Source organism: Actinomadura darangshiensis (assembly GCF_004349235.1).
In the GTDB taxonomy this organism is placed as follows: domain Bacteria; phylum Actinomycetota; class Actinomycetes; order Streptosporangiales; family Streptosporangiaceae; genus Spirillospora; species Spirillospora darangshiensis.
In genome coordinates this window covers 1-12,146 of the sequence record NZ_SMKY01000269.1, presented here as the reverse complement: position 1 = coordinate 12,146, position 12,146 = coordinate 1, and the positions used below count along the sequence as shown (strand labels likewise).

Here is a 12,146-nt window from a genome sequence, read left to right as displayed (position 1 = left end):
CCAAGGAAGGCATGTCCAAGAAAGAGATCATCCGCTGTCTCAAGCGCTACATCGCCCGAGAGCTCTACCAGATCATCACCGCACCAAGCGATCTTGAGCCCGCGGCTTGACATCCATAAGAGCATCCATGCACATGCACGCAGGCACGGCCATGAGTGATTCTGAGGTTGTCGACGCGCTTTGATGCAGGAGAAGACCGTGCCTGCTGTTTCAGCATGTCTGATCTCCGCGGTGCTGGGCCACCTGCAGGAGGTGCCGGAGTCCGATCGCCGGGCTCTGGTGGAGAAGGTGCCGGCGCTGGCGGCGTATCTGGCGCGACCCGCCTCTGGCGCCCCCGACGGGCGGCGCGCCTATGAGCTTGGGGTCTGTGCCTACGGGCCACACGGCCACAACCTCGCCGACCGGATCCACCAATGGGAACGTCAGGGCCGCTCAGCCACCGGCATCTGGCTCGTCCTTGCGCACTCTCTCAGTAGCGCCATTGGAGAACGAGCGTCATGGCGGCGTGATCGCTGAGTCGGTTGCGACGGGGGCGCTGGTCATATTCGCAGCTCTGAACTACATGCTCACTTGAGCAGAATGCGTGGTCGATGCGGTAGCCAGCGCCGCTGCGTCCGTACCAGGAGTGGTCGGGTTGATGTGGGTGCAGGTGGCGGTAGGCGTCGGTGTATCCGGCGGCGGAGAAGGCGCGGTAGAAGTCGTACTCCCAGGCACCGAATACCTTGAGTGTCGGCTGGTGGTCGGGTTCGACAACGTTGAGATCTCCGGTGATGAGAACGGGGCCGTTGACCCCGATGAGTGCGGGCAGTCGCCGGATGAGCCGGGTGACGGCGTTCTGGAATGCTCGTTTGTCGACATTGCGGCGTTCGCGGTTGCCGCGCGACGGTACGTAGAGTCCGACGATGCCCACGGTCTGGGGCGTTGCGTCGTCGTGGTTGAGGTGCAGCCGGGTTGCGACGCAGCGGTGGGGAAGGTGCGTGGTTTGGATCTGGGGGCAGCTTTCCAGCTTGCCGATTCGGGATGCGATGAGTACGCGGTAGTCGCTGCCTGGCCCGGTGGGGCAGCACACGGTGAAGCCGTAGTCGGTGAGCTCTTGGATCAGGGCGGTGGCACCGTGGCTGGCGGAGACTTCGGTGAGGACGGCGACGTCGATGGGTTGCCCGGCGATCCAGCCGGCCTGCTGGCGTGATCGTGCCGGGTTGGCGTGCTGCACGTTCCAATTCATGATGCGAAGGCGGTCTGGCTCTGCGTGGTGGGCGGGCCGCTCGATGAGGCCTGTGATGGCCGGTTGCGTAGGTGGAGTGGTCATGACGGGGCGGTGGTTTCGTCGAGGAACACCTCTCCGGTGTCGTCCAGGCGAGCTTGGACGGCGGCCATGATGGTGCGGGCCCGCTCCAGTATTTGGGGACGCGGATGGTCGCGGAGGCTGGTGAGGTTCACCCGGACTTGTCCGGGGGTGGTGAAGCCGGTGAGGACGACGGCGTCGGGTGAGCGGTCCAGGCATGACCACAGGGCGATGCTGATCAGGTCGGCGGAGCCACTCCCGACCAGGCTGCGAAGTTCTTCAAGCCCCTCTTGGAGGACGGTGAGGGCGTCCGGGGTGAACCAGCGTTTGCGGCTGCGGTGGTCGCCGTCGGGGAAACGACGGGGGCGGGCCGGGTCGTACATGCCGGTGAGGAGCCCTTGCCCGAGGGCCTTGTTGATCAGTACTCCGCAGCGGCGCTCGCGAGCGAAGGCGAAGATCCCTTCGGAGCGGGCGGTAGGGGTGAGCAGGTTGTCGCGCACGGCCAGCACGTCGGGTTCGACCGCGTCGAAGACGGCCCGGAACCGGGCGATCTTGTCGCCGCGGCGGTCGGGTGCGGTGGCGAGCCGATCGGGGGCGAACCGATGCGGTCCGCGCATGCCGACGGCTTTGATGAGGCCTTCGGCTTGAAAGGCTCGCATGGCTTCGACGGCGGGCTGGAGGTAGCGGTCGTCGGCTCCGAAGTCGGAGTGGTGCAGGGCGTAGATGTCCAGGTGGTCGGTGCCGAGGTTGTCCAATGTCTGGCCGAGCTGGCGGCGCATGTGGGCGGGGTCGTAGCCGTGCCGGGCGGTGCCGGTGAAGTAGCCGACCTTGGACGACAGCACGATCTGCTCGCGGGGGACGTGGGCGACCAGGTGCGCGAGGCGGCGTTCTGACCGGCCGTGCCCGTACACATCAGCGGTGTCGAACAGTCGGGCACCCAGCTCCCAGGCGGTCTCCAGCCCGGCGATGGCTGTGGCGGAGTCAGCGCCGCTGGCCCAGCCCATTGACATTCCCAGATTGTGGTCCGGGCCGCCGATGGCCCAGCAGCCGATGCCGAGCGCGGGGACGGTGATGCCGGTTCGTCCTAGGGCGCGCATGGGCAACTGACCGGTCGCGGATGGTTGGCCAGACACTGGGGCTCCTCGGTATGACCTGGTGCCGTTGCTGGGATCTCCATCATGGCTGCCACGGCCCCTTCGCTGTGGCGGTAACGCCGCACCCGCTCATTTCGGAGGTCGTTTGTTCAGGCGGGGCGGCTGGCCGTCTGGATGGCGTCTAGCTCCTCGAGGAGGAATTGGTAGAGCTCGCCGGGTTCTTGGCAGACCAGGACTGGCACCGCTGCGGCACGGCTCGTGGTGTGGCTGTAGAAGCCGACCACGGCGATCTCGTCCAGGCGGAAGAAGGAGAAGGTCCGCTCTCCGGGCCAGTAGAAGACCTGGATGTTGGCTCCGCCTGGCCGGCGCAGGGCCTCGTAGCCCTGACGGGTGGTCTGGATCCGAGTCTGGAGTTCTTCGGGGGTGATGGCGAACCGGGCGGCCAGCGCGGCCACTGTGGTCTGGTCGTCAGGGTCGGCGAGGAATACCCGGAGGCGGCTGCCTGCGCTGGCGGCGACCAACTCCAATTCCCGGGCGTGCAGATGCCGCCACGTCTGTCCGTAGGCCATGAAGATGTCAAGTTCGGCGACATCGCTGAACAGCGTCTTCCATTCCACCTCGCTCAGATAGGTGGTGCCGATCCGCAGTAGTCCGGCGTTGCGGATATCGCGGACCAGCTGGTCGGTGAGCCGGGGCTGTTGGTCTGCCTGCTCGGTCTGTGCGGATACGACAGTGGGATCGCTGGTTTCCGCCAGGCGCGCCCAGGCCCGCACCCATCGGGGATCGGCCTGCGGGTTGATGCCGCAGGCCCGCAGGAACCCCATCACCAGGTCGCGGCGTGGAAGGGTGGCCCCGGCCAGAGCATCGGAGACGCTGCTGCGTGGCAGACGCGTGCCCAGCCGCCGAGCTCGCTGTTCCAGTTCGCGTAGCGAGGGGTTGCCGGCTCGCGTCCGCACCTGGCGCAGGCATCGGGTGAACTCCGCGACGGTACGAGCCTCGCTGGGATCGATATCGCCGGGTTGAGGCATCGGCCCCTCACATCAGTCCGCGCGTGTCCGAAATCGTCCGAGAGCCTACTCGCCGCATCACCTTGCCTACGGGGCTTCTTCCAGGTCGCGCGGAAGCGGCGTCATAGCGGCTGTCCGGATCCGTCCGCGCCCCTGGCCCGGGCAGCTCGATGTCGCTTGTGCTGGAGGCGAGGTAAGGAGGCCGCGATGCTGCCCAAGATCCTGCCAGCACTGGTCCACCCAGCACGCCGGAGTCCGGGCTCCACCCCCGCTCACACCTCCGGCGACTCCACAAGCCGGGTATCAGGAGAAGCTCCCGGGCGCACCACTGGCCATGAGCGTCTGCTCGCCGGCGTCGAACACGCAACGGGCATCCCCGTGGACGCCGCCACTGCGACCCGGCTGGGGGCGATTCCCGAAACCGATCCGAATGCCGTAGCCGCGGCCCTGACCGGCGTGCTGCCCGGCCGTTTCGCCGTCACGGGCACGCTTGACCGGCGGCTTCTGTTCGCCGAACGCGCCTCCCAGGCCTCCGGATGGACGATTGCCGATCTGTCCGGCCAGGAGCACCTGACCCGATCTTGGCCGCAGTGGGCGCAGGACCGGATCCAGATCGCCACGCCACAGACGTGGCTGTCGGCGGGCGAGGTGAGCGAGGAGGCGGCGCAGCGGCTGCTTCGGCCTCGGGTGCTGCTGGCAGCGTTGTATCACCCTGAGTGGTTCCCACTGCCGCGGTTCCCGCTGGCGATCTCAGACCTGGCAAGGGCTGCCCGTTCCACCCTGATCGGCCAGGTCACGCTGATGGACATGCAACTGGGGGCCACCCTCGACGACATCAGGGCGGCCGTCGATGACCTGGCTCCCGACGTCGTGGGTGTGTCGGCGACCTTCGGTCAACACGACCTGATGATCGAGCTGTTGGACGACCTGTTCGGCAGTCCCCGGCCGCCGCTGGTGCTGGCCGGTGGCAGCCTGACCGCCCGCAACGAGGGCCTGCTGCTCAAGCGCTACCCCGATCTGATGGTCGCCCGGGGCGCAGGTGAGCCCACGATCGCCGATGTGCTCAGCCATTTCCATGGCGACCTGGAGCGGGATCAGATCCGCGGGATCGGCTACACCGGAGCGGCCCGTGGTGGCGGGTTGATGATTGCCCGCCCCGCCACTCGAGGTGAGCAGTCGACCCTTGTTCGGCCCCTACCGTCGGCTGCGCTCCGGACGGCAACGCTGCCCAACCGGGCGGTCACCGAGATCCTGCCCGAGCTGGACCTCTTGGACGCCACCTTCGACCACCATGGCGTGGCCCAACTGGAGACCAGCCGCGGCTGCACCAGCGCCTGCTCGTTCTGCCCCCGCTCGCACAAGGGGAAATGGGCTCCTGGCGGAGCACAGGACCTGGACTGGATCCTGGATGCGATGAGGACGGTGTTCGACCGGCACCCCGGCATCTCCCGGACCCTGTACCTGGTGGACGAAGAGATCATCGGGCGCGGCGACGACGCCGTCCCCCGGATTCGCGCGATCGCCGCAGCGCTGCAGGCAGCCGGGTTGTCGTGGGAGTCCTCGTGCCGCATCGACCAGGTCGTTCGGCCCGACCGCGACCGCGACTGGCACCTGGAGCGCGCCCAACTGTGGCGGGATCTGGTCGAGCAGGGGCTGCGCCGGATGCTGTTCGGCGTCGAGTCCGGCGTCAGCAGCATCCTGGAGCGCTTCAACAAAGACACCACCAGCGACCAGAACGCCCTGGCGATCAGGACGTTGTCTGCGCTGGGAGTCCCCACCCGCTACACCTACATCACCTTCGACCACCTGATGGACGCTGACGAGCTCGCGGCCACGCACGCCTTCCAGGGCCGCACCGACCTGCTGCTGCGCCCCCTGCCGCACCTGAGCGTCGAGGAGATCATCGACGGGATCGACGACCCGCAGTTCGTCGCCGCTCATCAGACCGGCCGCGCTTTCTACACCGGCATCTCCTACATGCTGGTCAGCATGGAATGCTTGAGCGGCGCCGCCTACACGCGCGCCGTCCAAGCCCGCGGCCTGACCAGGACTGCGCGGCCCTCGATGGGCCGGGTCGACGCGGAATTCGCCGACTGGCGCATCGGGGCCTGCTCCCATCACGCGCAGCTGTGGATCGACCGGAGTTTCGCGCTGGACTACACCGCCAAGTCGCTGGAGAAGATCCTCAACGGCCAGCCGCGTGACCTGCTCCATCAGGCCCGCGTCACTATCCGGCATGCCGCCTACGTGGTTCTCACCGAGATGCTCGCTCTGATCGACCGTTACTCGGCCCAGTCTGCCGGGCGCACCGAGGCTCTGAGGCTGAAGGGGAACCTTCAGGCGGTGCTGGATGGCGAACTGGCCGAGCTCACCACGCGGATGGCGACCGTGGTGAATGCCGCGCTGCCTGCCCTGCCGGACGACGCCCAGGCACTCCTGAAGGCCGAGTATGAGCGGTGGCGGCAACCTCAACCATGGCGCCTGATCAACGCCGCCGAAGCATGCGGGACCTGACCGATGCTCCGCACACCCCTGCCTGCGCACGATAGGCGCACAGTATCTGCGCGGTCGGCCGGAAGCCCGCGCCCGCAACCGGCCACGGGCGAGTCACACCGGCCACGAATGGTCACGATGAAGGCAGTGCGCTGTCTGAGCGACCGCCGTGTGGCGGTGCGCAGCGGTGTGCACCGCCACCGGTCCCGGCGCGCCGCCGGGCAACGCCCGAACCGGACCACACCGACAACGGAGAGCCGAGTGCCCGGACGATTTCTGGTGCTGGAAGGACCTGACGGAATCGGGAAGACGACACTGGCCGAGCTTTTGGCTACCTGCTCCTACGACCAAGTGGCCGCCGCCCAACCGAACGCCGTCCACTCTTCTACATCACCGATACGCCCACACCGGGCTCAGGCACCGGCGGCGTCCGATGCCCGGCAGTTTGTGTTCGTGTCACGACGGCAGATCTCGGCCACCTCGGCCTACGCCGCGACGTTGATGCAGCAACTGGCGACCATGCTGTGGCACAGCGGCGACGCCCCCGACCTGTCGGACGCGTTCTGGGTCGGGCTGCAGGCATCCTGGTTCACCGCTCACGGCGAGACGGTACTCGCGCCATTGCTGGACGCCGGCCACGACGTCATCGTGGACGGCTGGATTTACAAGTTCTGCTCCAAGCTGCTGCTGCAGGGCTACACCCAGCCCATCCTCGACGTCATCTTCCAGCGGATCCGGGTGCCCGACACCGTGGTGTTGCTGTCGGCCGACCCTGCCGCCCTGTATGACCGAGGCCGGCAGTTCCGGCCCGCCGAACTCGGCATGCACGCCGGCTACGGCGAGCTCAACCGCGAGACGTTCGTGGACTATCAGCGGGCTGGGCTGGAGCACATGCGCGCCTATGCCGACCGATACCAGTGGCCGGTCCTCGCCCTGAGCCCCACGGCCACCCCAGCTGAGTCAGCGGCGCAGGTCCGCCAGGTGATCACCGCGCTCGATGACTCTCCACCCGACCACCCAGCTGCACAGACGGAGATTTAACGATGAGCACGCTTGCGGCCCACGGGGGCCCTCCGACCCTCTCGGTGAACGAACCGCACTACCGATGGCCGGCCGTGGACGACAGCCTGGAAGCGGCCGTACGAGCGCAACTCCACCGGTCGCTGTCGGACCGGGATGCACGCGGGGTCATCGGTGACTACGAGCGGGCGTTCGCCGAGTTCGCCGGGGTCCCGCACGCGGTGTCCTTTGCTTCCGGTACCGCAGCGATCCACGCGATGAGCCGGATCGCGGGGCTCAAACCCGGAGATGCGGTCGTGGCACCGGCCTACACCTTCTTCGCCACGGCCTCACCGTTCGGGTTCGACGGCATCCACGTCCGGTTCGCCGACGCCGACGCCTACGGGAACGTGACCGCCCAAACCATCGCCGCCCAGCTGAGCCCGTCAGTCAAAGCCGTGATCGTCACCCACATGTGGGGCAACCCCTGCCCGATGGACGAGATCGCAGCGCTGTGCACCGAGCACGGTGTGCTCCTCCTAGAGGACTGCTCCCATGCCCATTTCGCCTCCTGGAAAGGCCGACGCGTGGGGACGTTCGGGGACATGGCGGTGTTCTCCACCAACCAGAAGGCGATCACGACCGGTGAAGGCGGCATGCTGGTCACCGCCAACGACCGGTTCCGGCAACTCGCGCTGCTGTACGGGCACTACAACAAACGCTGCCTGACCGAGATCGACCCCACCGCCGAGTTCGCCCCGTTCGCCTTCACTGGAATGGGCCTCAAACACCGCATCACCACCCTCGGCGCCGCCATCGGCCTCCACCAGCTCTCCCGCGCCGACGACATCGAGCGCCGCCGACGCACCGTCCTGGACACCTTCGTCAATGGCCTGGACGGCAATCCCGTTCTCACCCCCGCCATCGTCCCTGCCGAGGTTGGACAACACGGCCTGTACGTCATCGGCTTGCGATTCCACCCCCAGAGCGCGACCGTCACGCGTAGACAGTTCATCGACCTGTGCGTCGCTGAGGGAGCCACTCACGTGGACGCCCCCGGTTCCACCCGCGACATCAGCGCCGAACCGCTGTTCGCCCGACGCGACCCGTTCGCGCCCTGGCAGCCCAGCACACCCGAACACATCGATCTCCCCGGCGTCCAAGCCTTTCAAGCCGGCTTCCTGAAAATCCCGATCTGGGGGTACCCCGGCGACCAAGACCTGGTCGAGGGCTACCTGACGGCGCTGACCAAAGTCTGCGCCGCCGTCGCCCGATGACCAGCCCGATAGGCCCCCGCATCGACACCGCGCCCCCGGCTGTTGAGGGTCGGTTCCCGGTCCGCGCCGACACTGATGGAGACTTCGACCTCGCCGCCCTAACCGCCGAGACCGCACCTCGTTTCGCCCCCTCGCGCAACGAATCCCGAGGCGCACGCTCAGGAGTGGCGGAAGCCGCAGCGTCGGCTCGACTCTGGGATCTCTCCGAACCCGCCGCTGCAGCGAGGGCTGCCAAGGGGTTAGCTGCTGACGCTGTGAGCTTTAACTTCGTGTATTCGCAGCGTGTGACTACCACGAGGTCACCGGGCGGGGACGCGAAGCACCCGCAACCAGCCACCCACATGGATCTGAAGGTGCTGCACGGCTTTGAGACCACCTCTGTCCTGCGCCCACCCGTTGCCGCGAATACCGCCGCGCTCACCCCCGCCATCGCCTCCGCATGGCTCACCCTCGCCATGCACTGGATTGGCGTCGCGGCCGAGAGCGCCGACCTGCGGTTTCTCAACGGTGCTTGCAAACTGCTCGGCGCCGTAGCCATCCACCCCGCCGCCGGGCCCGAACTGCCTCAGCAAATCACCATGGCCGCCCACCTTCTCAACGCCGCCACCGACAGCCTGCAAGCCGACCTGGCCAACCGGCTCGCACCGACCGCGCAGTTCACCACCAAGCCCGTCACCCCAGGGCTGCACGCCGGCGCCACGCCTCACCCCAAATCCTTCACCGTGGACGAGGGCTCGGGCCGGGAGCACGATCGATCCCGGCGCCGGCCGCGGATCATGATGCTGGCCGGAGTGGGCTCGGGCAGTCCTGCCCAGCTGGCCGAAATGACTGCTGCGGCCGGTGTCCGGCTTACGGCGGTGTGCTGGTACGGGCCGCCCTCCGACGGCCCCGCCGCAACCCCATCATCGAGCTACGACCAAGCCTGGTATCCACCCGACCAGCCAACCACCGACCAAACCGCATCCGGCCCACAGCCCGAAGTCGGCCAGGGGCACGCCGCCTCGAACATCCCGCAGATTCATGCCCACAACTGGGGGCAGGTCGCCGAGGCTCTGAACCGCCACGCCGCCGATCTGGTCATCCTGGCCGGGATGCCGATCGTCCCGGCCGCAGTCCTGAGCCTCGCCCGCCTCGGTGTGATCAACGCCCACAACGGTGCCCTACCGACCTACCGGGGCATGGATGCCGTGGCTTGGGCGCTGCTGAACAACGACCCGATCGTCTGCACCCTGCACCGCGCCGAACCTGGCGTGGACACGGGAAGCGTCTACGCCTCGGCCGCCGTCCCCATCGCCCCCGCCGGGACACTGCGCGCCCGAACAAAGCACACCCAACTGCAGCTGCTGACCGCCGCCGCGGTCCACGTCGCGACCACCGGAAGCCTGCCCGCCGCCACAGCCCAGGCCCCGGGACTGGGCCGCCAGTTCTACCGGCTGCACCCGCACCTCAAACGGGTCTTGGACGCCTCTCCCTTCGCCGGCCCCGTAGTCCCCGAGCCAAAATTCCCGCTCGTATCCGACCACCACCCTCCTGGAGGGGCCTTGCCATGACCTCGCCGCCCTATCCGCATCCGACGTTCAAGGAACTGGCCGCCATCGACTGGACCAGCGCCGCCTCCGTCCTGGCCGGCTGCACCCCGGTCTACGAGGCGATCGCCACCAATTCGGCCCTGCTGAACCAACTGCTGAACCAGTTGCCTGCCGATACCCATCTCGCAACGATGTGCGAGCGCTACGACTTCTTGGACAAACTCGTCCTCTACGACGACACCACCGCGAAAGTCCGCGTCCGGCTGCACCTGTACCGGGCCGGCTACTTTGACCGGCCGCACCCGCACCGCTGGGACTTCTTCGCCGGAATCTACCGAGGCAGCTACGTGCACCGGATCTTCGGTCGCGACACCGAGTTCGACGAAGACACCGACCCCCGCGCCCTGCGGCCGCTGATCGAGCGGATCGAACGGCCCGGCTCCACCTACGCACTGGACCACGCCACCGTGCACACCGTCCAGGCCGAGGCGGACACCATCTCGATCCTGGTCCGCGGACCAGCCACCAGCGACCGGTTCCTGATCCTGGACGCCGTGGAAGGCCGCTCCTTCTGGGTATACGGCGCCGCCCACGAGACCGCCGAGCAGCGCGCCGCCAAACAGATGACCGCCGCCCAGCTGGCCGCCACCATTGACCGGGTCCGACAGCTGACCGGTCTTGCCGCCGACACACCCGCCGCCACGGCCGCAGCAACAAGGGAGACGCCATGACCGACGACGCGGTGCAGGGAATGCTGTTCGGCGCCGTGGACACCGACACCGGCGACCAGGTTGTCACCGACCCTGGCACTACTGAACTGCGGGTGTGCGCCCTGAACGTCAACAGTCCGAATCCGCAGCGTGCCCAGCGGTTGGCCGACTGGCTGTTGAAGACCCGGAGTAACACCCTCATTCTCACCGAGATGCAACCCAGTAGCGGCGGACGCCTCATCATGAGCGTGCTGGAGGCCGAGGGATTCACCATCTCCTGCGGCCCCGGCTGGCAGGAAAGCCGCTACCTCGCCACCATCGCTAGCCGGGGCTTCACCGTGTCCCCGGTACTGCCGCCAGCATTCAACCCGCGCATCGTCGCGGTGGACCTCACCGCAAGCACCGCACCGACCACCAAAGATGGTGCCGCCCAAACAGAGTCACGCGGACAGGCGGGACAAACCATTCGCGTGATCGGGGTGTACGGGCCCACTAACGGCATGACCGAGGAAAGCAGCGAACGCCGCCGCGCCTTCCAACAGCGCATCATCGGGTACCTGACCAGCATCTCCCATCCCAACATGATCGTGGCCGGGGACCTCAACGTCGTCGAGCCCGGTCACCGGCCACACCTGCCCGCCTTCGCCGACCACGACTACGCCTTCTACACGGGACTGCTGGACCTCGGCCTGACCGACGCCTACCGGGCTCTACATCCCACCGCCACCGACCACAGTTGGGTCAGCGACCGTTTCGGGTCCCAACGCCTCGACCACGCCCTTGTCAGCGCCGCCACCGGCTGTATTACCGCCTGCAGCTACGACCATCAACCCCGCACGCTACAGATGAGCGACCACGCCGCCCTAGTCACCACTGTCCAACTCGCCGCCACGCGGTGACACCGGCGCAGGAGCCTGAGACCGCACAACCAGCCGAAGCGCCGATGGTTGCATGCTTTAGCTATCTCGCCCATGTCCATACCCTGCACGTGACCGCGATGCCGCGCCTCAACTACGGCGTGGACGTCGAGTACACCGAAGGCTTTGTCGCCGGAGACGGCCCGCTTGTTGCCGCGTCCCTGCAAGGCCTCGGCCATCCCGCCTCATTGCACAGCAACCCTGTCGCTGACGACGATGTTGGTCGCTCTGTCCACGCTCGTTTGACGGACTGGAACATCACGCTGCACCCCAGTGCCACACCGATGGAACGCACCCGGACCAACATCGTTGTGGTCGATCATTCAGGCAACCGGACCTGGTTCTCCGGACTGCGAGGCATCACCGACGAGCTCCGCGCCATTGACCTGCCCCGGCTCACGGTCGCTCCGGTGGTCTACCTGGACTGCTACGAAGTCCTGCAGGAGGCGCCTCGTGCTGTCATGGCAGCCGCATTGGAAGCGGGGTGCCAAGTCATTGTCAACCTCGGGGGTTCACCTCCGCCGGCCTGGTTGGCAGAAACCCTACGCGGCCGCCGAATTCGCGCGCTCCAGACCAACGCCGAGGAGAACACAGCCTCCGCCCATGCGACCTTGGAGGCCCTGTGCGCACTGGACGTAGCTGAGCTGACAGTGGTCACGGTCGGACGTTACGGCGCGATCGGCCACGCTCACGCAGGTCAGAACGCCGTGAGGTTCCCCCCGTAGCACGGACAGCTCGGGTGAGATGGGTCAGGTGGTGATGCTCGAGGTTCGGTGTCGTTCCTCGTAGTCCACCGGGCTCAGCATTTCAAGGCTGGAATGTCTTCTGAATGGGT

General features: G+C 67.3%; 10 protein-coding genes. 7 read left to right on the top strand and 3 right to left on the bottom strand.

Features of this window, described 5'->3' with window-relative positions; genetic code table 11:
• Positions 1-469: 469 nt before the first annotated feature.
• From E1293_RS37010 to E1293_RS37000, 3 genes are all read right to left on the bottom strand, one after another.
• Positions 470-1,225 carry an endonuclease/exonuclease/phosphatase family protein gene (locus E1293_RS37010; RefSeq protein ID WP_207939312.1) on the bottom strand — a complete coding sequence of 252 codons (756 nt, stop codon included), beginning with the start codon at positions 1,223-1,225 and terminating at the stop codon, positions 470-472.
• Between the two features lie 80 nt (positions 1,226-1,305).
• Entirely contained in the window at positions 1,306-2,418 is a 1,113-nt protein-coding gene (locus E1293_RS37005; protein WP_207939311.1) for an aldo/keto reductase, read from the bottom strand.
• Positions 2,419-2,528: 110 nt separating this feature from the next.
• Positions 2,529-3,407: a hypothetical protein gene (locus E1293_RS37000; protein ID WP_132203114.1), complete on the bottom strand. Its 879-nt coding sequence runs from the start codon at positions 3,405-3,407 to the stop codon at positions 2,529-2,531.
• A 186-nt stretch (positions 3,408-3,593) separates the two neighbouring features.
• Here E1293_RS37000 and E1293_RS36995 point away from each other — a divergent pair, with 186 nt between their 5' ends.
• The 7 genes from E1293_RS36995 (at position 3,594) to E1293_RS36965 (ending at position 12,036) form a co-directional block, all read left to right on the top strand.
• Positions 3,594-5,900, top strand: a complete 2,307-nt coding sequence (locus tag E1293_RS36995; protein ID WP_132203112.1) for a B12-binding domain-containing radical SAM protein — start codon at positions 3,594-3,596, stop codon at positions 5,898-5,900.
• 108 nt (positions 5,901-6,008) lie between these two features.
• Positions 6,009-6,920, top strand: a complete 912-nt coding sequence (locus E1293_RS36990) for a hypothetical protein (RefSeq protein WP_132203110.1) — start codon at positions 6,009-6,011, stop codon at positions 6,918-6,920.
• 2 nt (positions 6,921-6,922) lie between these two features.
• A complete protein-coding gene (locus tag E1293_RS36985; protein WP_132203108.1) occupies positions 6,923-8,155 on the top strand; it encodes an aminotransferase class I/II-fold pyridoxal phosphate-dependent enzyme in 1,233 nt (410 codons plus the stop codon).
• Between the two features lie 341 nt (positions 8,156-8,496).
• Entirely contained in the window at positions 8,497-9,705 is a 1,209-nt protein-coding gene (locus tag E1293_RS36980; RefSeq protein WP_165978557.1) for a formyl transferase, read from the top strand.
• Complete coding sequence (locus tag E1293_RS36975; protein ID WP_132203104.1) at positions 9,702-10,415, top strand: hypothetical protein; 714 nt, start codon at positions 9,702-9,704, stop codon at positions 10,413-10,415. The genes E1293_RS36980 and E1293_RS36975 overlap by 4 nt, the downstream gene beginning before the upstream one ends.
• Positions 10,412-11,293: an endonuclease/exonuclease/phosphatase family protein gene (locus E1293_RS36970; RefSeq protein ID WP_132203102.1), complete on the top strand. Its 882-nt coding sequence runs from the start codon at positions 10,412-10,414 to the stop codon at positions 11,291-11,293. Before E1293_RS36975 ends, E1293_RS36970 begins: the two co-directional genes overlap by 4 nt.
• A gap of 89 nt (positions 11,294-11,382) precedes the next feature.
• Positions 11,383-12,036 carry a carbohydrate kinase family protein gene (locus tag E1293_RS36965; RefSeq protein ID WP_132203100.1) on the top strand — a complete coding sequence of 218 codons (654 nt, stop codon included), beginning with the start codon at positions 11,383-11,385 and terminating at the stop codon, positions 12,034-12,036.
• The last annotated feature ends 110 nt before the right edge of the window (positions 12,037-12,146 follow it).